The sequence below is a fragment of the Serratia nevei genome (assembly GCF_037948395.1).
Taxonomy (GTDB): Bacteria; Pseudomonadota; Gammaproteobacteria; order Enterobacterales; family Enterobacteriaceae; genus Serratia; species Serratia nevei.
This window is the reverse complement of record NZ_CP149940.1, coordinates 140,353-163,701: the sequence shown is the minus strand read 5'-3', so window position 1 is coordinate 163,701 and position 23,349 is coordinate 140,353. Positions and strand designations below refer to the sequence as shown.

20 protein-coding genes, 4 tRNA genes and 1 other RNA gene are annotated in these 23,349 nt (G+C 60.3%); 8 read left to right on the top strand and 17 right to left on the bottom strand.

Going from position 1 to position 23,349, the window contains the following annotated elements:
* Positions 1 to 6: 6 nt before the first annotated feature.
* Positions 7 to 1,839 (bottom strand): ATP-dependent DNA helicase RecQ, encoded by a 1,833-nt coding sequence (gene recQ, locus V8N38_RS00740; RefSeq protein WP_060424201.1) that lies wholly within the window; start codon positions 1,837 to 1,839, stop codon positions 7 to 9.
* Positions 1,840 to 1,882: 43 nt separating this feature from the next.
* Positions 1,883 to 2,761: a phospholipase A gene (pldA, locus tag V8N38_RS00735; protein WP_004934270.1), complete on the bottom strand. Its 879-nt coding sequence runs from the start codon at positions 2,759 to 2,761 to the stop codon at positions 1,883 to 1,885.
* 203 nt (positions 2,762 to 2,964) lie between these two features.
* On the opposite strand from pldA, the gene V8N38_RS00730 reads away from it, so the two are divergent.
* Both V8N38_RS00730 and rarD read left to right on the top strand, forming a co-directional pair.
* On the top strand, positions 2,965 to 3,435 hold the full coding sequence (locus V8N38_RS00730; protein ID WP_033649641.1) for a thioesterase family protein: 471 nt from the start codon (positions 2,965 to 2,967) through the stop codon (positions 3,433 to 3,435).
* A gap of 66 nt (positions 3,436 to 3,501) precedes the next feature.
* Entirely contained in the window at positions 3,502 to 4,389 is an 888-nt protein-coding gene (gene rarD, locus V8N38_RS00725; protein WP_060424204.1) for an EamA family transporter RarD, read from the top strand.
* A gap of 16 nt (positions 4,390 to 4,405) precedes the next feature.
* Here rarD and corA read toward each other — a convergent pair whose 3' ends face one another.
* Positions 4,406 to 5,356, bottom strand: coding sequence for a magnesium/cobalt transporter CorA (corA, locus tag V8N38_RS00720; RefSeq protein ID WP_004934262.1), 951 nt, complete (start codon positions 5,354 to 5,356; stop codon positions 4,406 to 4,408).
* 445 nt (positions 5,357 to 5,801) lie between these two features.
* On the opposite strand from corA, the gene V8N38_RS00715 reads away from it, so the two are divergent.
* Positions 5,802 to 6,275, top strand: coding sequence for a WbuC family cupin fold metalloprotein (locus tag V8N38_RS00715; protein WP_025160392.1), 474 nt, complete (start codon positions 5,802 to 5,804; stop codon positions 6,273 to 6,275).
* A gap of 45 nt (positions 6,276 to 6,320) precedes the next feature.
* On the opposite strand, the gene uvrD is transcribed toward V8N38_RS00715, so the two are convergent.
* From uvrD to lptM, 6 genes are all read right to left on the bottom strand, one after another.
* Complete coding sequence (gene uvrD / locus V8N38_RS00710; protein ID WP_038874108.1) at positions 6,321 to 8,483, bottom strand: DNA helicase II; 2,163 nt, start codon at positions 8,481 to 8,483, stop codon at positions 6,321 to 6,323.
* Between the two features lie 78 nt (positions 8,484 to 8,561).
* Entirely contained in the window at positions 8,562 to 9,278 is a 717-nt protein-coding gene (gene yigB, locus V8N38_RS00705; RefSeq protein WP_147840551.1) for a 5-amino-6-(5-phospho-D-ribitylamino)uracil phosphatase YigB, read from the bottom strand.
* A complete protein-coding gene (gene xerC, locus V8N38_RS00700) occupies positions 9,278 to 10,189 on the bottom strand; it encodes a tyrosine recombinase XerC (RefSeq protein WP_033654013.1) in 912 nt (303 codons plus the stop codon). The genes yigB and xerC overlap by 1 nt, the downstream gene beginning before the upstream one ends.
* Complete coding sequence (locus V8N38_RS00695; protein WP_060424209.1) at positions 10,186 to 10,899, bottom strand: DUF484 domain-containing protein; 714 nt, start codon at positions 10,897 to 10,899, stop codon at positions 10,186 to 10,188. Before V8N38_RS00695 ends, xerC begins: the two co-directional genes overlap by 4 nt.
* The gene (gene dapF / locus V8N38_RS00690) at positions 10,896 to 11,720 is read right to left on the bottom strand and encodes a diaminopimelate epimerase (protein ID WP_049200051.1); all 825 of its coding nucleotides are present in this window, start codon (positions 11,718 to 11,720) and stop codon (positions 10,896 to 10,898) included. Before dapF ends, V8N38_RS00695 begins: the two co-directional genes overlap by 4 nt.
* A gap of 71 nt (positions 11,721 to 11,791) precedes the next feature.
* Positions 11,792 to 11,998 (bottom strand): LPS translocon maturation chaperone LptM, encoded by a 207-nt coding sequence (gene lptM / locus V8N38_RS00685; protein WP_048232385.1) that lies wholly within the window; start codon positions 11,996 to 11,998, stop codon positions 11,792 to 11,794.
* A 78-nt stretch (positions 11,999 to 12,076) separates the two neighbouring features.
* On the opposite strand from lptM, the gene cyaY reads away from it, so the two are divergent.
* Complete coding sequence (cyaY, locus tag V8N38_RS00680) at positions 12,077 to 12,397, top strand: iron donor protein CyaY (protein ID WP_049200053.1); 321 nt, start codon at positions 12,077 to 12,079, stop codon at positions 12,395 to 12,397.
* Between the two features lie 36 nt (positions 12,398 to 12,433).
* On the opposite strand, the gene V8N38_RS00675 is transcribed toward cyaY, so the two are convergent.
* Positions 12,434 to 14,986 (bottom strand): class I adenylate cyclase, encoded by a 2,553-nt coding sequence (locus V8N38_RS00675; protein ID WP_019452546.1) that lies wholly within the window; start codon positions 14,984 to 14,986, stop codon positions 12,434 to 12,436.
* A gap of 316 nt (positions 14,987 to 15,302) precedes the next feature.
* Here V8N38_RS00675 and hemC point away from each other — a divergent pair, with 316 nt between their 5' ends.
* The 4 genes from hemC to hemY are packed head-to-tail and all read left to right on the top strand — an operon-like array spanning position 15,303 to position 19,328.
* The gene (gene hemC, locus V8N38_RS00670; protein ID WP_038874089.1) at positions 15,303 to 16,244 is read left to right on the top strand and encodes a hydroxymethylbilane synthase; all 942 of its coding nucleotides are present in this window, start codon (positions 15,303 to 15,305) and stop codon (positions 16,242 to 16,244) included.
* Complete coding sequence (gene hemD / locus V8N38_RS00665) at positions 16,241 to 16,981, top strand: uroporphyrinogen-III synthase (RefSeq protein ID WP_060441211.1); 741 nt, start codon at positions 16,241 to 16,243, stop codon at positions 16,979 to 16,981. The genes hemC and hemD overlap by 4 nt, the downstream gene beginning before the upstream one ends.
* Before the next feature lie 22 nt (positions 16,982 to 17,003).
* Complete coding sequence (gene hemX, locus V8N38_RS00660) at positions 17,004 to 18,128, top strand: uroporphyrinogen-III C-methyltransferase (protein ID WP_147840550.1); 1,125 nt, start codon at positions 17,004 to 17,006, stop codon at positions 18,126 to 18,128.
* 3 nt (positions 18,129 to 18,131) lie between these two features.
* Positions 18,132 to 19,328 (top strand): protoheme IX biogenesis protein HemY, encoded by a 1,197-nt coding sequence (gene hemY / locus V8N38_RS00655; protein ID WP_019452550.1) that lies wholly within the window; start codon positions 18,132 to 18,134, stop codon positions 19,326 to 19,328.
* A gap of 707 nt (positions 19,329 to 20,035) precedes the next feature.
* Here hemY and V8N38_RS00650 read toward each other — a convergent pair.
* The 7 genes from V8N38_RS00650 to wecG all read right to left on the bottom strand — a co-directional run bounded on the left by V8N38_RS00650 (position 20,036) and on the right by wecG (position 23,336).
* Positions 20,036 to 20,164, bottom strand: a non-coding RNA gene (locus V8N38_RS00650) — RtT sRNA.
* A 32-nt stretch (positions 20,165 to 20,196) separates the two neighbouring features.
* Positions 20,197 to 20,273, bottom strand: a tRNA-Pro gene (locus V8N38_RS00645).
* Positions 20,274 to 20,347: 74 nt separating this feature from the next.
* Positions 20,348 to 20,434, bottom strand: a tRNA-Leu gene (locus tag V8N38_RS00640).
* Between the two features lie 41 nt (positions 20,435 to 20,475).
* A tRNA-His gene (locus tag V8N38_RS00635) sits at positions 20,476 to 20,551 on the bottom strand.
* A 63-nt stretch (positions 20,552 to 20,614) separates the two neighbouring features.
* Positions 20,615 to 20,691, bottom strand: a tRNA-Arg gene (locus V8N38_RS00630).
* Positions 20,692 to 20,826: 135 nt separating this feature from the next.
* The gene (gene thrP / locus V8N38_RS00625; protein WP_038874078.1) at positions 20,827 to 22,230 is read right to left on the bottom strand and encodes a bifunctional threonine/serine APC transporter ThrP; all 1,404 of its coding nucleotides are present in this window, start codon (positions 22,228 to 22,230) and stop codon (positions 20,827 to 20,829) included.
* Positions 22,231 to 22,595: 365 nt separating this feature from the next.
* Positions 22,596 to 23,336 (bottom strand): lipopolysaccharide N-acetylmannosaminouronosyltransferase, encoded by a 741-nt coding sequence (wecG, locus tag V8N38_RS00620; protein ID WP_147840549.1) that lies wholly within the window; start codon positions 23,334 to 23,336, stop codon positions 22,596 to 22,598.
* Positions 23,337 to 23,349 lie beyond the last annotated feature (13 nt).

Below are 23,349 nucleotides of genomic sequence, written 5' to 3'. Positions count from 1 at the left end.
TCGCCCTCAGTCTTCATCATTGTCGAGATGGTCACGGATCATCGCCATAAAGGGCGCGCCGAAACGCTCCAGTTTGCGCTGGCCGACGCCGTTGACGCTCAGCAGATCGCCGGCCTTGATCGGCATCTGTTCGGCCATTTCCAGCAGCGTGGCGTCGTTGAACACCACGTAAGGCGGAATGTTTTCTTCGTCGGCGATCGATTTGCGCAGTTTGCGCAGCTTGGCGAACAGCTTGCGATCGTAATTGCCGCCGTAGGATTTCTGGTTGGCGCTGCTGCGCGACTTCAGGCTCTGGATGCGCGGCACCGCCAGCTGCAGCGCCACCTCGCCGCGCAACACCGGACGCGCCGCCTCGGTCAATTGCAGCGCCGAGTGCATGGCGATGTTCTGGGTGATAAAGCCCAGGTGGATCAGCTGACGCAGCACGCTGGTCCAGTGTTCGGTGGTTTGATCGCGGCCGATGCCGTACACCGGCAGCTTGTCATGGCCGTATTCGCGAATGCGTTGGTTGTTGGAACCGCGCAGCACTTCCACGATGTACCCGAGGCCGAAGCGCTGGCCGACGCGGTACACGCAGGACAGCGCCTTGCGCGCGTCCTCCAGCCCGTCGTAGCGCTTGGGCGGATCGAGGCAGATGTCGCAGTTGCCGCAGTTCTCGTGCTTGCCTTCGCCGAAGTAGTTGAGCAGCACCAGACGGCGGCAGGTTTGCGCCTCGGCGAACGCGCCCATGGCGTTCAGCTTGTGGCGCTCGATGTCCAACTGCTGCCCGGCGGGTTTTTCCTCCAGGCAGCGGCGCAGCCAGGCCATGTCGGCCGGATCGTACAGCAGGATGGCTTCGGCCGGCAGGCCGTCGCGCCCGGCGCGGCCGGTCTCCTGATAATAGGATTCGATATTGCGCGGGATGTCGAAATGCACCACGAAGCGCACGTTGGGTTTATTGATGCCCATGCCGAAGGCGACGGTAGCCACCACCACCTGCAGATCGTCACGCTGGAACGCTTCCTGCACCTGCGCGCGGCGATCGTTGTCCAGCCCGGCGTGGTAGGCGCCGACGCTCAGCCCGCGGCTTTGCAGACGCGCGGCGGTGTCTTCCACCTTGGCGCGGCTGTTGCAATAGATAATGCCGCTCTTGCCGCGCTGATCCTGCACGAAGCGCCACAGCTGATCGAGCGGTTTGAATTTTTCCACCAGCGTGTAGCGGATGTTCGGCCGGTCGAAGCTGCTGACCTGCACCAGCGGGTCCTGCAGCGACAGCAGGCGCACGATATCGCCGCGGGTGGACTCGTCGGCGGTGGCGGTCAGCGCGATCACCGGCATCGACGGGAAGCGCTGTTTCAGCTGACCCAGCGCGCGATATTCCGGCCGGAAGTCATGGCCCCACTGCGAAATACAGTGCGCCTCATCCACCGCCAGCATCGCCGGCGGACAGTGATCGAGCAGGCTGAGGAAACTTTCCATCATCAGCCGTTCCGGGGCGATGTACAGCATCTTGATGGTACCGTTGCGGCAGCCGGCCATAACGTCCAGCTGCTCCTCGCGGGTTTGCGTCGAGTTGTAGCAGGCGGCGGAAACGCCGTAGGCCAACAGTTGGTCGACCTGGTCCTTCATCAGCGAGATCAGCGGGGAAACCACCAGCGTCAGGCCGTCCATCACCAGCGCCGGGATTTGGTAACACAGCGACTTGCCGCCGCCGGTCGGCATCACCACCAGGCAATCCTGCCCGCCGATCGCGGCGTTGATAATCGTTTGTTGGCCCGGACGGAATTGCTGGTAGCCAAAGGTATCGCGCAATACCTGTTCGGCCAGCAACTCTCTGTTAATCACTGCTGCGGTTGACACACACTTCCCCATTTTTTAATCGGTACACACCCAGCGGGTATGATTACATAATATCGTTCAGCATGACACCAACGCCCACCCGTGTCTGCCGGAAGTTATAGTCGATCAGCGATTCGCCGTAGCCGCTGAACACCTGGGTATAGAAACGCACGTTGCGGGTGATCGGATAGCTCCAGCCCAGCTCCGCGCCGCCGTAGCCGCTGTTCCAGTTGTAGTGGCTGTCGACGCTGAACACGCTGTCGCCCCAGGCGTAACCGACCTTCAACCGGTAGTATCCCATGTATTTGGTGATGTCCGGGTTGTCGTCGTTGCTCGAGCTCTCCGAGAAACGGAACCAGGGCTTGAGATCCACCTGCCAGTTGCCGTTTTGCGCCATCAGCCGCGCATAGCCGCGATTCCAGCTGCGCGACGTCGGATCCGAGCGGCCGTTAGACTGATGGTTAACGCCGATTTCAACATCGCGCAGCGTCCAACCGGCAAAGCGGTAATCGGTCGCCCACCCCACGAACAGCTGCGGCTCGTAGTTGGTTTCGCGGAACGGCGAAGACTCGCCGCGGTTGGACAATTGCCACCAGGAGCGCTGAGTATAAGATGCGCCGAGCACCGAGTTGTCGCCGGCAATGCCCCGCCACAGCGGAAACGCCAGGCTAAGCTGGTATTTCACCTCGTCCTTGCGCGCCTTGTCGGCCCAGTTGTACGTCTTGATGGCCTCTTTGTTGATATCGCTGGTGTCGGTGTACAGCAGGTAATTGGGATCGTAAGGATACAGCGTGAACGGATTATCGTGCTCCTGCAGCAGGTTGGCGATAATGCTGCCGCGCACCGCCGGCTTATCGTGAATCTGCTGCTCTTTGGCTTCCTCAGCCAATGCCAGCGCCGGCATCAGCAGCGTGGCGGAAACGATCCCTGACAAAATGCGCATAACCTCTCCTCACTCCAACGAAAAAGGGCAAGCCCGGAAAAAATCAGGCCATTTTACACACAAAGGAGGCTTTACCGCAGCGCAGGTCGGTTTTATTGGAATAGTCTGGAAAGCAACAAAGGTTAAGCATAAAATCAACATTCCATTAACCTGGACTGACCAGTTAGCTCCCTTAAAACGCAAAAGAAAAATGGAAACCCGCTATGTCGACCACACCACTGACCCTGGAAGCCGCCCGCCGCAAGATCGGCGAAATCTTTGTCTACCACATGCCGTTCAACCGCGAGCTTGGCCTGGAGCTACGCCGCTTCGACGATGATTACGTCGAGCTGAGCTTCACCAACCAACGCAAGCTGGTGGGCAACGCGGCACAGGAAATTCTGCACGGTGGCGTGATCGCCGCGGTGCTTGACGTCGCCGCCGGATTGGCCTGCGCCGGCGGCGTGCTGACGCGCCTGGAGCCGCTGATCGAAGAGGAGATCGCCGCCAAGCTGTCGCGCATGGGCACCATCGATCTGCGCGTCGATTACCTGCGCCCTGGCCGCGGCGAGCACTTCGTCGCCTCCGCCAGCGTGCTGCGCAGCGGCAACAAGGTCGCCGTCGCGCGCGTAGAGCTGCATAACCACGACGGCCTGCATATCGCGAGCGCCACCGCCACCTATCTGGTCGGCTGATGATTGTGTGCGGTGAGCGTCTTCAGTACACTCACCGCATCTTACGTTCCCCACCCGAGTGACGTCATGGACGCAAAGCAAACGCGTCAGGGCATTTTCTTCGCCCTGGCCGCCTATTTTATGTGGGGCATCGCCCCGGCCTATTTCAAACTGATTCAGCAAGTGCCCGCCGATGAGATCCTCACCCACCGGATCATCTGGTCGTTTTTCTTCATGCTGGCGCTGATCTCGCTGGGCCGCAGCTGGCCGAAAGTGCGGGCCGCCTGTCAAAATCGCAAACGGCTGCTGCTGCTGGCGGTCACCGCGCTGTTGATCGGCGGCAACTGGCTGCTGTTCATCTGGGCGGTGAACAACCACCATATGCTCGAGGCCAGCCTGGGCTACTTCATCAACCCGCTGGTTAACGTGCTGTTGGGGATGCTGTTTCTCGGCGAACGCTTCCGCCGCATGCAGTGGGTGGCGGTGGCGCTGGCGTTCACCGGGGTGCTGGTACAGCTCTGGCAGTTCGGCTCGTTGCCGATCATCGGTCTGGGGCTGGCGTTCAGCTTCGCCTTCTACGGCCTGCTGCGCAAGAAAATCGCCATCGACGCCCAGACCGGCATGCTGATCGAAACGCTGTGGCTGCTGCCGGTGGCGGCGGCCTATCTGTTCCTGTTCGCCGACAGTCCCACCAGCCACCTGAGCGCCAACCCGTGGTCGCTGAACCTGCTGCTGGTCGCCGCCGGCATCGTCACCACCGTGCCGCTGCTGTGCTTCACCGCGGCGGCCACCCGGCTGCGCCTGTCGACGCTCGGTTTCTTCCAGTATCTCGGCCCGACGCTGATGTTCCTGCTGGCGGTCACCTTCTACGGCGAAACCGTCGGCCAGGACAAACTGGTGACCTTCGGCTTTATCTGGGCGGCGCTGATCCTGTTCACCCTCGACGCGCTCTATACCCAGCGCAAGCTGCGCTGAGCCCGGCGCCGCCGGGTTACAGCCAGTTCTTGCGCTTGAAGTACAGGTAAGGGGCCAGGCCGGCCAGGATCATCAAGGTGATGGCGCCCGGGTAGCCGAACGACCATTTCAGCTCCGGCATGAATTCGAAGTTCATGCCGTAGCTGGAGGCCACCAGCGTTGGCGGCAGGAACACCACCGACACCACCGAGAAGATCTTGATGATGCGGTTCTGCTCGATGTTGATGAAGCCCATCGCCGCCTGCATCAGGAAGTTCACCTTCTGGAACAGCGATTCGTTGTGCGGCAGCAGGGATTCGATGTCGCGCAGCACTTCACGCGCCTGCTCCAGTTGGCCGGTCGGCAGACGCGCCTTGCGCACCAGGAAGTTGAGCGCGCGCTGGGTATCCATCAGACACAAACGCACCTTCCAGCCGATATCTTCCAGCTCCGCCAGCGTCGACAGCGCGGCGTCGTATTCGTCGCCCTGATGCCCTTCCATGATCACCCGGCTGAGCTGTTCCAGATCGCTGTAGATGTTCTCTATCTCGTCCGCCAACTGCTCAATCTTGGTTTCGAACAGATCCAGCAGCAGTTCGTAGGCGTTGCCTTCGAGCATGGTCTGGTTGCGGGCGCGCATGCGGTACAGGCGAAACGCCGGCAGTTCACGCTCGCGCAGGGTATACAGGCGGCCGTCGCGGATGGTGAACGCCACCGTGGAGTTGCCGGCATGATCTTCCGCATCTTCAAAGTAGAAGAAGGAGTGGATATGCAGACCGTCTTCGTCTTCGAAGAAACGGGCGGAGGCTTCGATGTCGTCCAGCTCGGGACGCGTCGCCAGGCTTTGTCCCAGCTCATTCTGCACGCGCTCACGCTCGCCCTCTTCCGGCTCGACCAGGTCAACCCACAGCGATGACGTGAGATCATCCGAGTCGTCCAGCTCCAGACGGGACAAGCGGCGGTTATCTAATTTAAAAGCGCTCAGCATGTGCCAAAACTCCGTGAAGGTAACGGGTGCGGACAACGCGTTGAAGCACAGAAACAGAGGGGATGCGTATCACCGATTTGTTTCAGACCATGAAGAGATCTGACTCATAGCGACGCTTTGCGGGGTCGCCGACAACCACGAAGGCTATCAGCAAAAACGGAGAGCCTTAGAAGTTATACCTGCGGCGCAGGTCAGTGAGCCAGTATCTACTGGGTGTGTCCAAGGCGTCTGTCCTCAATGATAATAGTGCGCGCATGTTACGCCGAGAGGAAAAAGCCTGTCAACACGTTAGGCGGGATAATTGCGCAACAAATCATCACGATGATCAATGGTAAAAATGGCGCTTAAACCGTGCTGAAAAAGTCGCGGCGATCGCTTACCGCCACCAAGAATGTTGTTAAGATGACATCACCCTAATGGTACGACAAGCATGCGGATTTAAATGATGAAACAGATTACCGCCCATGAACTGACCGCGATGAGCGAACAGGCCGCCAGCGTGGCCCGCCTGCGCGCGCACCGCACTTTACACGAAGAGTTGAGCGACCCGGTGCAACGCCTGGCGATCGCCATGGAACCCGGCACCTATATCCGCCCGCACCGTCACCCGCAAACCTGGGAATTGCTGACGCCGCTGCGCGGCCGTTTTGTCGTATTGCAGTTCAACGATGACGGCGTCGTCACGCAGCGCACCCTGCTCGGCGAAGAAACCAAAGTGCTGGAGATGCCGGCATTTACCTGGCATGCGGTGCTGTCGGTCGATGCCGGCGGCGTGGTATTCGAAGTGAAGCAGGGCCCGTATCAGGCACTGACCGAAGAGGACTGCATGCAATGGGCGCCGCAGGAAGGCGGCGAAGGCACCGAAGCGGTGATGCGCTGGTATGCCACCGCGCAGGTCGGCGATCGCTACCCTCACTGATAATGAACGATTGCAGGGGCGTGCCCCTGCAACTCTCCCCGCTCTTTATACCGTTTCCAGGCGAGCGTAGGCCGCCACCAGCCACTTGATGCCCTCACCCGGGAAAGCGATCTGCAGCCGGCTGTGCTCGCCGCTGCCCTCCAGATTGACGATGGTGCCTTCGCCAAACTTGGGATGGCGCACGCGCTGGCCCAGCTTGTAGCCGGTATCGTTCTCGCTGATCGGCGTGCCCATGCGGCGGTGATTGACCGGGCGCGATACGCTGGCGCGCAGGCGCACTTCTTCCACACACTCTTCCGGCAGCTCGCCGATAAAGCGCGACGGCCGGTGGTAAACCTCTTTGCCGTACAGACGGCGCGTTTCGGCATAGGTCAGCGTCAGCTTCTGCATAGCGCGCGTTACGCCCACATAGGCCAGGCGGCGCTCCTCTTCCAGACGGCCGCCTTCATCCAGCGACATCTGGCTCGGGAACATGCCTTCTTCCATGCCGACGATAAACACCAGCGGGAACTCCAGGCCCTTGGCGGAGTGCAGGGTCATCAGCTGCACCGCGTCCTGATAGGCGTCGGCCTGGCCTTCGCCCGCCTCCAGGGCCGCATGCGACAGGAACGCCTGCAGCGGCATCAGATCCTGATCTTCTTCCTGATAGCTGAACTGGCGCGTCGCCGTCACCAGTTCCTCAAGGTTTTCGATGCGCGCCTGCCCCTTTTCGCCTTTCTCCTGCTCATACATGATGAACAGCCCGGAATCGCGGATCACCCGGTCGGTCTGCACGTGGAGCGGCATGTCGGCGGTTTCATGCGCCAGCGACTCCACCAGTTCGATAAAACGCTGCAGCGCCGACGCGGCGCGGCCGGCCAACACTTTGTCCTGCATCAGCTCGCGCGTCGCCTGCCACAGCGTCAGCTGGCGATCGCGCGCCGCCTGGCGCACCACGTCGAGGGTACGATCGCCGATGCCGCGCGTCGGGGTGTTGACCACGCGCTCGAAGGCCGCATCGTCGTTGCGGTTGGAAATGAGGCGCAGGTAAGCCAGCGCATCCTTGATTTCCTGGCGTTCGAAGAAGCGCTGGCCGCCGTAGATGCGGTACGGCATCGCCGTCTGCAGCAGCGCCTCTTCCAGCACGCGCGACTGGGCGTTGCTGCGGTACAGGATGGCGCAGTCGTTCAGAGCCCCGCCGTTGTCCTGCCAGGTCTTGATGCGGTTGACCACGAAGCGCGCTTCGTCGAGTTCGTTGAAGGCGCAGTAGATGGAGATCGGTTCGCCTTCGCCGCCTTCGGTCCACAGATTTTTGCCCATGCGCCCGTCGTTGTTGGCGATCAGGGTGTTGGCCGCTTTCAGGATGTTGCTGGTGGAACGGTAGTTCTGCTCCAGGCGGATGGTTTCCGCGCCGGGGAAATCTTTCAGGAAGCGCTGGATGTTTTCCACCTGCGCGCCGCGCCAGCCGTAGATCGACTGGTCATCGTCGCCGACGATCATCACGTTGCTGTTGCCGCCCGCCAGCAGACGGATCCAGGCGTACTGGATGCTGTTGGTATCCTGGAATTCGTCCACCAGCACGTTGGTGAAACGTTCGCGGTAGTGGTTGAGGATATGCGGCTTGTTCAGCCACAGCTCGTGCGCGCGCAGCAGCAGCTCGGCGAAATCCACCAGCCCCGCGCGATCGCAGGCTTCCTGATAGGCCTGATAGATGCGCAGCCAGGTGGCCTCTACCGGGTTGTTGTAAGTTTCGACGTGCTGTGGCCGCAGGCCCTCGTCTTTCTTGCCGTTGATGTACCACATCGCCTGACGCGGCGGCCACTGCTTCTCGTCGACGTTCAGCGCCTTGATGATGCGCTTGAGCAGCCGCAGCTGGTCGTCGCTGTCGAGGATCTGGAAATCCTGTGGCAGGTTGGCTTCCAGGTGGTGGGCGCGCAACAGACGATGCGCCAGGCCGTGGAAGGTGCCGATCCACATGCCGCCCTGGCTGGTGCCGATCAGATGTTCGATACGGTGACGCATTTCCGCCGCCGCCTTGTTGGTGAAGGTCACCGCCATGATCGAATACGGCGAACAGTTCTCCACCGACAGCAGCCAGGCGATGCGATGCACCAGTACCCGGGTCTTGCCGCTGCCCGCCCCGGCCAGAACCAACAGGTTGCTGCGCGGCGCCGCCACGGCTTCACGTTGTTTTTCATTCAGGCTGTCGAGCAGATCGGAGACGTCCATAGGCACCACTAATGGTTAAGGGAAAACCCGCCGCTGACGGGTTTTTCACTGGAAATTTATACAGAGTTCTGGCAGGGATTATAACAATGCTGTCAGCGATGCCAACTGCGAAATCTCAATATGCGGCAGCAGGCGGCTGTCGGCGGCCCGCATCAGATCCCGTTGCCGATCGTTGATCCAACAGGCCTGCAGCCCCGCGCGCAGCGCGCCGGCGATGTCGGTAGTCAGATCGTCGCCCACGTGCAGGATCTGCTCGGGCGCCACGCCCAGCCGCTCGACGGCCAGGTGGTACATGTCCTGGTACGGTTTGGCGCGGCCGTCCGGCCCGGAGCGCAACACGAACTGGAAGTAGCCGTCCAGGCCACACTGTGCCGGATCGGCGTTGCCGTTGGTGATCGCCACCAGCGGATAGCGCGCGGCCAGCGCCTTCAGCGTGGCGTGGGTCGCTTCCGGTACCTCGATGCGGCTGCGCCACAGCGCGAAGTTTTGCATCGCCGCATCGGCCCCGATCGCCGCGTCGGCATCGCGCAGCCCCTGCCGGCTCAGCGCCAGATGAATGGCGCGCCAGCGCCACTGGGTGACGTCGTGGTAGATCTCCGGATCCTGCTCGCGCAGCTCCTGGCGCAGGCGGTGGAAATCCGCCGACTGGAAGCTGTTCAGACCGGGATGGTAGCTCTGCAGGAAGGCCACCGACTGTTGTTCGGTCTGTCTAATCACCGGGCGATTGTCATACAGCGTGTCGTCCAGATCGAAAGTCAGCGCCGCCAGCGGGCGCAGCGGGCGATAAAAATGCATCAGGATTTCCCCCGTTTGGCGCGCGGATGCGCGGCATCGTACACGTTCGCCAGATGTTGAAAGTCGAGGTGGGTATAAATTTGCGTGGTGGTCAGATTGGCGTGGCCGAGCAGCTCCTGCACCGCGCGCAGATCGCCGCTGGACTCCAGCATGTGGGTAGCGAAGGAGTGGCGCAGCTTGTGCGGGTGGATATGGCTGTTGACGCCCTGTTTCACGCCCCATTCGGCGAAGCGCTTTTGCACATTGCGCGTCGAAATGCGCCGCCCCTGATTGGACAGGAACATCGCGTCATCTTCCGGCCCGAACAGATCGCGCATCGCCAGCCAGTGTTCCAGCCAGGTGACGGCGGTGCGCCCGATCGGCAATTTGCGCTCTTTGCTGCCTTTCCCCATCACCCACACCTCGCCGGCGGCCATGTCGACATGGCGGCAATCCAGCCCCACCAGCTCGGAGAGGCGCAGGCCGGCGCCGTACATCACCTCCAGCATGGCGCGATCGCGCACCGCCAGCGGATCGTTGAGATCGATCTCCAGCAGCTGGTTCATTTCATCGACGTCGATGTTTTTCGGCAGATGGCGGCCGCTGCGCGGCGTGCGGATGCCTTTGGCGGGGTTGGCGTGCAATACGCCCTGGCTGACCAGCCAGTCGAGGAAACTGCGCAACGAAGAGAGCCGCAGCGCCAGGCTGGCGGACTGCAGGCCGGCGCGTTTGCTGCGCGCCGCCAGCATGCGCACCCGGGCGGCGTCCAGCGCCGTCCAGTCGGTGACGCCAATCTCCTGCGCCAGGCGCATCAGCGCCGCCAGCTGGCGCGAATAGCTGAGCTGCGTCAGCGGGCTGAGTTGCCGTTCTACCTTGAGATAACGCAGAAAAGCGTCCACCGGCTGCTGCAGGCTGGGCGCAATCGGCGTCATGCGCGTTCGACCCAGCGTTCCAGCAGTTCCGGCAGCATGCGCGCCAGTTGATTGAGCATCACCGTGCCCATGCCCTGCTGATAGTGTTGCGTATCGCGGCTGCTGAAGATCACCATGCCCAGTTCGCCGTCGTCGCCCAGCATCGACAGCGCCACCGAGCCAATCTGGCCAATCTGTTTGGCCTGCGGCAGCAGCAGCAGCAGTTCGGGGCCGTTCAGGCCGCCGAGGTAGTGTTGTTCGCTGCCCAGCCGCTGAATGCGGAACGGCTCGAACGCCGAACGCGTCAGCGCCAGGTGGGTAAAGTCGGAAGGCGCGCCGATCTTCCAGCGTTCGGCGAACAGGCGCACCGTGGCGCCGGCCAAACCGAAGCCGCGCGCCCAGCGCTGCAGCCGGTTGAGCATGTCCTGCAGGCTATCGGCGGTGGCCAAATCGGCCTGCAGGTGCAGCAACCGGGCGAACAGCGCTTCGTTGGCGCTGGCCTGTTCCATCAACAGCGTGATCTCTTCTTCCAGCCGTTCGATGTGATTGCGCTGGCGGGCCAGATGCCATTCCACCAGCGAAACGGTGCCGCGCACCGGGTGCGGCACGCGCATCTGCTCAACCTGGCGTGCGTTGCGAATAAAGAAATCCGGGTTCTGCAGCAGATACTGCATTACGGTGTCGTCATCCAGCGCCAGGCCGGCGACGCTCTGTTCTTCTACGCTCTTCATAGATGAATAAATCCGTCATAGACATGGGTTGCCGGGCCGGTCATAAACAGCGGGTTGCCCGGCCCTTTCCAGCGAATATGCAGGCTGCCGCCCGGCAGTTCTACATGCACCTCTTCTGACAGCAATTCCTGTTGGATCCCCACCGCTACCGCCGCACAGGCGCCGCTGCCGCAGGCCTGCGTTTCGCCGGCGCCGCGCTCGTAAACGCGCAGCTTGATGTGATCGCGGCTGACCACCTGCATAAAGCCGATGTTGGCCCGTTCCGGGAAGCGCTCATGCCCTTCCAGCACCGGCCCGAGCAGCTCCACCTTGGCGGTTTTTACATCATCCACCTGCAAAACACAATGCGGGTTGCCCATCGACACCACGCCGCACAGCACGGTCTGTTCCGCCGCGCGCATGATGTAGGTCTTTTCGGCCTTGGCGGCACGGAACGGCACCGCCTGCGGATCGAAGTTCGGCTCACCCATGTTGACGCACACCAGATCGTCGTCGGTGACGCTGAGCACCATGCGCCCGGTTTGGGTGCTGACGCGGATATCGCGCTTGTTGGTCAGCCCTTTCAGCCGCACAAAGCGCGCGAAGCAGCGCGCGCCGTTGCCGCACTGCGCCACTTCGCTGCCGTCGGCGTTGAAAATTCGGTAGTGAAAATCCAGCTCGGGATCGTAAGGCGGTTCTACCACCAGCATCTGGTCAAAGCCGACGCCCAGGTGCCGATCGGCCAGCCGGCGGATCAGCTCAGGTGAAAAATAGACATTCTGTGTAACGGCATCGACCACCATAAAGTCGTTGCCCAGACCGTGCATTTTGGAGAACTGCATATCATACTCCGCTATCTGGACGCGCTATCCGTCTTGATTTTGCGGCGGCGCTCGCCACCGCAAACAGGGTGTTACTGGTCGACCATCGACGGTTTTTGCTGAGAGCCAGACTGCTCCTGCTGGTTCTTTTGCACCTGATCGCCCGTTTGCACCGGCGGCTTGGCCGGTTTTTGGCCGGCGGAATCGGCAGGTGGGAAGTAAAGCGGGCCCTTCAGACCACAGCCGGCGAGGCCGGTAAGCAGAACTGCCATCAGCGCATAGCGTAGTTGTTTTTTCATTTGCATTAATGCCTGTAATTCATGCGTCCAAGGTCTCTATAATCGCAGGTGGATCATGAAAAGCAATAGGAATTGAATATGAACGACAGCGAGTTTCATCAGTTGGCCGACCAGCTGATGCTGAATATTGAAGAGACACTGGACGATTTTGACGGCGATGCGGACATCGATTACGAAACCAATGGCGGCGTGATGACGCTGAGCTTCGAAAACGGCACCAAAATCGTCATCAACCGCCAGGAGCCGCTGCACCAGGTGTGGCTCGCCACCAAGGCCGGCGGTTACCACTTCAACTACCGCGACGGCGTCTGGCTATGCGATCGCAGCGGGCAGCCGTTTTATCAGCTACTCAGCGAAGCGGCCAGCGCACAGGCCGGTGAGGAACTGCAGTTTTCCTGAGGCGATGCAGGGCTCGGCAACCGAGCCCTTGCGGCGTCAATGCAGCTGGAACTGCTGTTTGAGCGGCTGCGCCGCGCCATCGGCCACCGTCACGCACAGGCTGGACAGCACGTTGCTGCGGAACGGGATCACCTGCGTGCGACCGTCGAGCTGCACGATCTGATAGAACTGCGGCAGGTTGAAGTTGATGAAGCTGGAGCCGTAGGTGAAGCGATCGTGCGATGAGGAGTAGAAGCGGCTGACGTCGCGCACCAGCTCCTCTTTACTGCCCTCGCAGTGGTGATACACCTCCACCCGATTCGACTCGTCCAGAATATAGATGTTGAAGCCCTTGTCGTCCGAGGTGTCTTCGAAGAAGAACTGGATGATCCCCTCGCTGGCGAAGCCATCTACCACCGGCGGCAGATGCACCTGATCGGTTTCCACCTTGATAGACAGGCCGTGCAGCTTGTTGTTGGAGATGGCGCCGTAAAACTCCACCGCGTTCTCCAGCTTTTGCACCGACACGCTCAGGCGTTCGAAGAACAGCCCCCAGGTCTGCCCGGCGACGCGTACCGCCTTGAAGCGGCCGGGCTCCAGGCGGGTGCTGGACAGGCGCAGCTCAATGCACTCCGACACCAACTGCTGGATGCGGGTGCGGATCAGGCCGCGCAGGTGCTGGCTGTAGCAGAACACTTCCACCGACTCCGGCGGCGCGGCGTCCTGGTGCATTTTGCCGAGAATGGTTTTCAGCGCTTCCAGCACCGACTGTTCGCCGCTGAAATGCAGGGTGCGCACTTCGTTCCAGGAGTTGCGGTACAGCAGATCGATGCTGCCGACCAGGCACTGCTGCTGCTGGCCGAAGCTGAACACGTCCAGCTTGCGGAAATCGAAGTGCACCACCTGATTGCGGAAGGCGGCGGTCGGATCGTTTTCCAGATTGACGATGATCGCCAGATGGCGAATTTCGCACGGGCTGTACAGCGCTTTCGGCGTCGGCGCCGGCAGGCGCAGCGGGAAGTGATGAGAAACGTCGGCCACCAGTTCCTGCAGCTTGGCGGTGTCGCACAGGTTGCCGCTCTTGATGTGCAGGCGGGTCTGCGGAGTCAGCAGGCCGTTGAAATAGGCCCAGGCCACCAGCTTGTTCAGGTAGCGGTTATATTCCAGCGGCTGATGGCTGACGATCGAATCCATGGCCGGCGCCTGATTATACAGGTACCAGCCGGTGCGGTTGGCACGGCCAACCGGCACGTGAATAAAGGTTAAATCGTTTTCCGACAGGTCCGGCGAAATCTGCGGGTTCACCAGCGTCACCTTGCCGGGCAGCGCCTCGAACGCCGCGTACAGTTTGCGGGTCAGCACGCCGATATCCTGCGGGCTGGCGCTGACGCTGAGGTTGTTGCGGCGGGCGAAACGGATCAGGTTGCGGTAGCTCTGCATCATCGCGTCGAGCAACTCGTTATGCGCTTCACGCACCCGTTCGATTTTCCAGTTGGCGCGGTTGTCCAGCATCGCCAGACGCTCTTCGCTCCAGCCCCACTCGCTGACCAGCTGGCTGAGGATCTCGCGCCGCCAGCCGACGCAGGCCTTGGCCAACGACAGCTTTTCACACACTTTCAGGTAGAAACAGCGGCGGGCCAGATCGAGGCGGGTGGTGTCGTTGATGTCGGTCAGGTAGCGGGTCACGCGCTCGAGCATCATGCAATAGGCATCGAGCCCGAAGCTGACGATCTCCCCCTGATGCAGGCGGTGTTTGATGTCCGTCGCCAGCAGCTGGGTATTGGGATATTCCCAGGAATAGGCTTCCAGCAGCAGGGTCTTCAGCACCGCCTTGTAAGGCGAATCGATGCTCTTGTACAGCTGCCACAGGCTGGCGCCGAAGTACTCTTCTGCCGACAGCGAACTCAGGCCGCCGAGATCCAGCCACTCGTTCGGCGTCAGCGCGCCCTGCGCATACAGCGACAGCACGTATTCATCGTAGTGCGCTTCTTCTTCGCCCGGCACCATGTTCCACAGGATGCGTTTGCCGGCCAGGCGCACCGCGGTGCGATAGAATTCGTCGAGTAACAGGATATGCTGCGTCGAGCCGCAGTCTTCGCCGCCCAGGCTGCCGCTTTCATTATGGCGGAAGCGGTTTTCGTCGATCAGGAAGAAGCTGACTTCCACCCCCATCGAGGCGGCCCACTTCTCAAGCAGGCTGCATTTTTGCTGCAGGCGGGTGCGTTCTTCGTTGTCCAGCCAGGACTGGTGGCAGACCCAGATGTCGAGATCCGAGCTGCAGCTTTGGCCGATAGACGAGGTGCTGCCCATCGAGTAGACGCCGGTGATCGGCAGCTCGCCGCTGGCCGGTTTGTCAAACGGGCTGCCCCATTTGTCTTCTAAATCGTTCAGGTAATCTTGTTGAGTTTCATCAGGCGTGTAGAGGCAAATGCCATGGGGAACGTTACCGTTCAGGTAACCCGGCATCAGCGGGTGGTGGTGGTGCAGTAAGGTGGGCAGCAGACTGTATACCCGTTGAAACGCGGGCTTCATAGCCGCCAGGGCGCGATCGACGCGTAGCTGATTGATCGCATCCAGTCTCTGCTTCAATGTCTCGATGTAGAGGTACAAGACGTCTCGCCTGATTATCCCGGTGTTTAGAAAAAAACCCGTATTCCATAAGCGCCGTTAGTGTAAGAAGAATATTTGGCGACTTATTGCTGGAAACGTGATCAATTTAACACCTTGCTGATTGACCGTAAAGGAGGTAACGCTTCACAATTATTGTAGCGCTTCCCTAAACGATTTACCCGCAGTGTTAACTGCCCCAAAGCACATCACACGTCCCTTTGATTCCGTTGTCCTTTTTCCGCCTCCGGCTTCTTGCACTGACAGTATTGGCTCTCAGTGGTAGGATGGATGGCGAAATATAAAAACGGTAACAAGCATGTTAGACAAAATTATTCGAATTGCCACCCGACAAAGCCCGCTTGCACTTTGGCAAGCACATTATGTGCAGCAACGTCTGATGGCCTGCCATCCCGGCCTGCAGGTCGAGTTGGTGCCGATGGTCACGCGCGGCGACGTTATTCTGGATACGCCACTGGCGAAAGTCGGCGGTAAAGGCCTGTTTGTTAAAGAACTCGAGCTGGCGCTGCTGGAAGGCCGCGCCGACATCGCCGTGCACTCGATGAAAGACGTGCCGGTCGATTTCCCTGCCGGCCTGGGTTTGACCACCATTTGCGAACGCGAAGATCCGCGCGACGCTTTTGTTTCCAACCGTTTCGCCTCGCTCGATCAACTGCCGCAGGGCAGCGTGGTCGGCACTTCCAGCCTGCGCCGCCAGTGCCAGCTGCGTGAACGCCGCCCGGATCTGATCGTGCGCGACCTGCGCGGCAACGTCGGCACTCGCCTGGCCAAGCTGGACAACGGCGATTACGACGCGATTATTCTGGCGGTGGCCGGCCTGAAACGCCTGGGGCTGGAGCAACGCATCCGCAGCCCGCTGAGCGCCGAAGAGTGCCTGCCGGCGGTCGGCCAGGGTGCGGTCGGCATTGAATGCCGCCTCGACGATAGCGTCACCCGCGCGCTGCTGGTGCCGCTGAACCATGCGGCCACCGAAACCCGCGTACGCGCCGAACGGGCGATGAACACCCGTCTGGAAGGCGGCTGCCAGGTGCCGATCGGCAGCTATGCCGAACTGGATGGCGACAGCCTGTGGCTGCGTGCCCTGGTCGGTGCGCCGGACGGCAGCCAGATGGTGCGCGGCGAACGCCGCGGCCCGGCCGCCGAGGCCGAACGGATGGGCGTTGAGCTGGCGGAAGAGCTGCTGGCGCGCGGCGCACGCGAGATCCTGCGCGAAGTTTACCAGGGAAATCCGCCGGCATGACGATCCTGGTAACCCGCCCATCGCCTTCGGGCGAGCAGTTAGTGAGCCGGCTGCGCGCACTCGGCCGGGTTGCCTATCATGCACCGCTGATCGACTTCGCCCCCGGCGGCGATCTGCCGCAGCTGCCGCAGGCGTTGCAGCAGCTTAGCGTCGGCGATCTGGTGTTCGTGCTGTCGCAGCATTCGGTGAACTATGCCGATTCGGTCATCGGCCGCGCCGGGCTGAGCTGGCCCGCGCACCTGACTTATTACGCCATCGGCCGCACCACCGGGCTGGCGCTGCACCGCATCAGCAGTTTGCCGGTGGAATACCCGCGTGAACGCGAGATCAGCGAAACGCTGCTGCTGCTGCCGGCGCTGCAAAAACTGGCGGGCAAACGCGCGCTGATTTTGCGCGGCAACGGCGGCCGCGAGCTGCTGGGCACGACGCTGAGCGAGCGCGGCGCCGACGTCAGCTATTATGAATGCTATCAACGCAGCCCGGTGCACTACGACGGCAGCGAGCAAAGCGCCCACTGGCAGCGTGCCGGTGTGGATACGCTGGTGGTGACCAGCGGTGAAATGTTACAACAGCTCTATACTTTAGTTCCTGATTACTATCGTTCTTCATGGCTGCTGCGTTGCCGCCTGGTAGTAGTGAGCGAACGCCTGGCTACCCTCGCCCGGGACTTGGGCTGGCGTACGATTCGGGTAGCTGACAACGCCGATAATGACGCGCTGATCCGCGCGCTACAATAATCTGACTATGGGATGTGCCACTATGACGGAACAAAATACCCCATCCGCCCCGGTTGAAGAGCCAACCACCGCGGTTGAGAGCTCCCAGCAGCCAGCCGCTGCCAGCCGCAAAGGAAAGAACACCGGCCCGGTGCTCGGCGCGATCGCTATCGTGCTGGTCATCGCCCTCGGCGCGGGCGGCTATTACCACACGCACAAGCAGGCGCAACAGCTGATCGCCGCCAATCAGGCGCTGCAGCAGCAGCTTGAAGGCGTGAAGCAGAGCCAACAGCAGGAAAGAAATGCGCTGGAGGGCCTGTTGCAGCAGCAGGGTAAAACCCTGGACGCCGCCGACCGCGAGCAGGCGAATCTGGCGCGCCAATTGAGCGAACTGCAGGAAAAAGTGGCGACCATCTCCGGCAGCGACGCCAAAACCTGGCTGCTGGCGCAGGCCGATTTCCTGGTGAAAATGGCCGGCCGCAAGCTGTGGAGCGATCAGGACGTCACCAGCGCCGCCGCGCTGCTGAAAAGCGCCGACGCCAGCCTGTCGGACATGAACGATCCGAGCCTGCTCGACGTGCGCCGCGCCATTACCGAAGACATCAGCACGCTTTCTACGCTGACCCAGGTCGATTACGACGGCATCATCCTCAAGGTCAATCAGCTGTCCAATCAGGTGGATAACCTGCGTCTGGCGGATAACGACACCGACGAAGCGCCGATGGATCAAAACAGCAGCGAACTCTCCAGCTCGATCGGCGAGTGGCGGCAGAACCTGGCCAAGAGCTGGCGCAATTTCATGGCCGACTTCATCACCATCCGTCGCCGCGACACCAGCGCCGAGCCGCTGCTGGCACCGAACCAAGACATCTACCTGCGCGAAAACATCCGTTCGCGCCTGCTGGTGGCCGCACAGGCCATCCCGCGCCACCAGAACGAGACCTACAAGCAATCGCTGGAAACCGTCTCCACCTGGGTGCGCGCCTATTTCGACACCACCGATCCGGCGACCAAGGCCTTCCTGGAAGAGCTGGACAGCCTGAGCCAACAGTCGATCTCGATGGACGTGCCGGATCAGCTGAAAAGCCAGCCGCTGCTGGAAAAAGTGATGCAGACCCGGGTGCGCAACCTGATGACCCAGTCCCCTGCCGCTCACCAGGAGGGTTAAGCCATGTTACGCGTGCTATTTCTGTTCCTGGTGGTGATCGCCAGCGTGGTGCTCGGGCCGATGCTGGCCGGGCATCAGGGCTATGTGCTGATCCAGACCGACAATTACAATATTGAAACCAGCGTCACCGGCCTGGTGATTATGCTGGTGCTGCTGTTCGTGGTGCTGCTGGCGATCGAGTGGATCCTGCGCCGCATCTTCCGTACCGGCGCCCGCACGCGCGGTTGGTTTATCGGCCGCAAGCGCACCCGCGCGCGCCAGCAAACCAAAGCCGCGCTGATCAAGCTGGCGGAAGGCGACTACAAACAGGTCGAGAAGCTGATGACGCGCAACGCCGACCACGCCGAACAGCCGGTCGTGAACTACCTGCTGGCCGCCGAGGCCGCACAGCAACGCGGCGACGACTTCCGTACCAATCAGTATCTGGAGCGCGCCGCCGAAGCGGCCGACACCGATCAGCTGCCGGTGGACATTACCCGGGTTCGCATCCAGCTGGCGCAGGGCGAGAACCACGCCGCGCGCCACGGCGTCGATCGCCTGCTGAACCAGGCGCCGCGTCATCCGGAAGTGCTGCGTCTGGCGGAACAAGCCTATCTGCGCACTGGCGCCTACGCGTCGCTGCTGGAAGTGCTGCCGTCGATGCGTAAAATCGAACTCCACAGCGAAGAACAGCTGCAGGCTCTGCAGCAACAGGCGTACATCGGGCTGATGAATCAGGCGATGGCGGACGAAGGCAGCGAAGGCCTGAAGCGCTGGTGGAAAGATCAGAGCCGCAAGACGCGTCACGAAGTGCCGCTGCAAATCGCGATGGTGGAACACCTGATCGAATGCAACGACCACGAACTGGCGCAGGAGATTGTGCTCGACAGCCTGAAGCGCCAATATGACGAGCGCCTGGTGCTGTTGCTGCCGCGGCTGAAATCCGGCAACCCCGAGCAGTTGGAAAGAGCGCTGCGTCAGCAGATGAAACAACACGGCGCGACGCCGCTGCTGAACAGCACGCTGGGGCAGCTGTTGATGAAGCACGGCGAGTGGCAGCAAGCGGCCGACGCCTTCCGTGAAGCGCTGAAACAGCGCCCGGATGCCTACGACTACGCCTGGTTGGCCGATACGCTGGAGAAACTGCATCGTTCGGATGAAGCGGCGCAGATGCGGCGTGAGGGACTGATGTTAACGCTGAAACAGAACGGCGGCGAATAACGCCCTGCCTGAGAGAGAAAAGCGCGGCCCCGATGCCGCGCTTTTTTTTGCCCAATGGCTTTCTGAAGCGCAAAAAAAAACACTTGCCGCAGGGCAAGTGTATAAAGAAGCAATCAGGTCTAGGACAACAGGGGCGGTGCCTCACTCAACGTTCTGCCCTGAGCGTGATGACGGGTTAGTCATCGTTCTCGTGGGCGATAGGCACCCTAAATCGGCTCTGCGTCATTCCCAGGGTTTATGAGGCCTAAGGCGAACATAAGAGGTGGAATGAGCATCTACGCAAGAGATATTGCATTTGGCGTGCCAACTTTTAAATTCAGGCTCTAAAATAGAAAAGCATACCTCAATATATTGAAATTATTGGATTTTTATTTAACCCTTCCTTTCCCGTCACAAATCACTCTCTGGTGTTCCTTGCCGGCGGCCTTTATCAGGTTGTCGCCTCGAAACGACGACTTAAGTCAAAGCTAGCTTTATCTTTTAAAATCAATGAATTATTTGTCTCAACCTGACGACAGCGCAGGATGGTATTGTCGCTGAAAACCAACACGTTTGCAGGCCGACACCAGATGCTCCCCCTGGAAGGCAAAAAGCCCGTGCGGTGCTGCACGGGCTTGTCGATGCTCCCTTCGTCATGCTGAGAAGAACTTGCTTTCATAAACGACAGACGAAAAAAAACCTGCTTTAAAAAGCAGGCTTTTCGAATGTGGTCGGCGAGAGAGGATTACGCGCATCTTTGATGCGCGCCCTGCGGGCCGTTGCTGAAGCAACGTTGTCTCGCTACGCGAGGCTCGAACCTCCTGCGGAGGTGCTCATCCTCATAAACTGCAGGCGTAAAAAAACCGACTTGCGTCGGTTTCTTTGAAAGTGGTCGGCGAGAGAGGATTCGAACCTCCGACCCACTGGTCCCAAACCAGTTGCGCTACCAAGCTGCGCTACTCGCCGATTTGTGTTGCTCATACTACCTGATTTATCAGACCGTTGTCCATATAAATCTTATATTTATCAGATATTTTGCGTGGTGCGAAGAGAGGGACTTGAACCCTCACGTCCGTAAGAACACTAACACCTGAAGCTAGCGCGTCTACCAATTCCGCCACCTTCGCACTGTCACAAAATACTGCTAAATCTTCACTTCGTTAGGAAGTGGGGTGGCTAATGGGACTCGAACCCACGACAACTGGAATCACAATCCAGGGCTCTACCAACTGAGCTATAGCCACCATTACTACTTCTTCTTACTCACGCGGTAATATTACCACCGCAGCTCCTGCGCACAAACTTAATGGCGCGCCCGACAGGATTCGAACCTGAGACCTCTGCCTCCGGAGGGCAGCGCTCTATCCAGCTGAGCTACGGGCGCGTAGCGCCGTTGCGGGAGGGGATACTACGGATTTACGCCAATTCTGTCTAGTGCTTTTTCGCAGAAATGTTGCGTTTGATTACGCTTTGCTCACTCCCGCGCACAAAAGCGCACTCCGTAGCCCCTTTTCACCGTTTATTGGCGCGTTTCTACCCGATTTTCAGCCGGATGATGTTTCTTGTGCATGCCGAAAGCGAAGTAGCACAGGCTGACGCCGGCTAAGAAAATCGCCCCGACCAGCAGGGAAATCCGCGTATCCGGGTTGATTCCCATGCCGACCAGCACGCAAATCAGAAAAGCGATGGTCAGATAGTTCACATACGGGAACATGATCGACTTAAAGCTGTGATTTTTGATCGCTTCCTTATGGGCACGGCGGAAATAAAGCTGGCTTATCAGCACCACGAACCACGGCACCATGCCCGGCAGCACGCTCGCGCTATAGACGTAGACGAACACCTGCTCCGGATTCGGGATGATGTAGTTCAGCGCGGAACCCACCAACAGGCAGCCGATGGTGACCGCGATGCAGTTCACCGGCACGCCGCTGGCGGAAAGCTTGGTCAGCGCCGCCGGCAGCTGGCGGTTCTTGGCCAGGGCGTACAGCATGCGGCCGCCGCTGTACATGCCGCTGTTGCAGCCGGAGAGCGCGGCGGTCAACACCACGAAGTTGATGATGCCGGCGGCGGCAACGATGCCGATCTTGGCGAAGGTCAGCACGAACGGGCTGCCGGTGGTGCCGATGCCGTTCCACGGGAAGATGGTGACGATGACGAAGATTGCGCCGACATAGAAGATCAGGATGCGCCACAGGATATTGTTGATCGCGCGTTTCAGCGTCACCTGCGGGTTCTTGGCTTCTCCGGCGGTGATGCCCACCAGCTCAACCCCCTGATAGGACGCCACCACGATGCACAGCGCAAACAGGAAGCCTTTCCAGCCGCCGGCAAAGAAACCGCCGTGCGCCGTCAAATTGGCGAAACCGATAGGTTCACCGCCGTTGCCGAAGCCGAAGAAGATCACCCCCAGCCCCACCAGAATCATCACGATGATGGTGGTGACCTTGATCATGGCGAACCAGAACTCCAGCTCCCCATACAGGCGCACCGCCGCCAGGTTGGCCAGCGCCACCATCGCCACGGCGATCAGCGCCGGCACCCACTGCGGTATTTCCGGGAACCAGAACTGCACATACACCCCGATGGCGGTGATCTCGGAAATGCCGACGGCAATCCACATAAACCAGTAGCCCCAGGCGGTCAGGTAACCGAAATAGGGATTCATGTACTTATGCGCGTAAACGGCAAACGAGCCCGCGACCGGCTCGAGGAACAGCATTTCTCCCATCGAACGCATAATGAAGAACACGAACAGCCCGGCGATGATATAAGCCAGCAGCACCGACGGCCCCGCCCACTTCAGCGTACTGGCCGACCCCATAAACAGGCCGACACCGATGGTGCCCCCCAGAGCGATAAGCTCGATATGCCGGGCCTCAAGGCCCCGGTGTAGCCCTTGCGGTTTCTCTTTGTGTGCCATAAATCCTCAATAATTTTTCTCGGGTTGTGTTTGCCTGCCGGCCGCTGCCGGTCGTTATTGTCATTATTAAAAGAATAAATCATCCCCTGCCGATCGGGTTGGCATCAACGGGTAGTCGGAGCGAAGTTACCGTGAGAGGGACATCGTTCAGCGCTGTCGCATCAGGCTTCAGCGGCCAGGGATAATTTCCGGGCGGTATCGTTTCGCATTTCGCCGCTATAAGCAAACCGCAATTTAAAACTTTATGGAATAAATGCAGCGACGTTTAGGGCCGGGGGTTATAGATATGCGGGAGAAACGTGCAAAAGCAGATTATTGGTACAGCAGACCGGAGCGGAACAGCACTTTCCGCCCCGGATGAGGGATTACATCTTGCCGCTGTAGTAGTAGCCGACAAACTTCAGCAGCTTCAACTGTCGGCCGATGCGGCTGGGCTGGCTGAGCAGGCGGTAGAGCCATTCCAGACCGAGGTTCTGCCACACCTTGGGCGCACGCTTCACATGGCCGGTAAAGACGTCGAAGGTGCCGCCCACGCCCATGTACAGCGCCTGCGGATGCACCTTGCGACAGTCGCGCATCAGAATCTCCTGCTTCGGCGATCCCATCGCCACCGTAACGATAGCGGCGCCGCTGGCGCGAATACGCTCGAACAGCGCCTCTCGCTGATCCGGTTTAAAATAGCCGTCCTGGCTGCCCACCAGGTTGACATTCCACTGGCTGCGCAGCTTTTGCTCGGTTTCCCCCAAGACCTCGGGCTTGCCGCCGACCAGGAAGACCGGCGTGCCTTCACGGCCGGCGCGCTGCATCAAGGCTTCCCACAGATCGGCACCCGCCACGCGCGAAACGTCCGCCGCCGGGTATTTGCGGCGAATCGAACGCACCATGCTGATGCCGTCGGCGTACTTGTACTCCGCCTCATCCAGCAACGCATGCAGCGCCGGGTCCTCTTCCGCCTTCAGGATCTTTTCCGCGTTCATGGCTACTAGCGTGCCCTGTTTTACCCGGCCGCCGTCGAACAAAAAGTCCATGCAGTGCGCCATATCGCGAAAGCCCCACAGGCTGAAACCGCGCAGCTCATACTGCGGCACCGAAATCTTTGCTTCCATCGTTCTCATTACC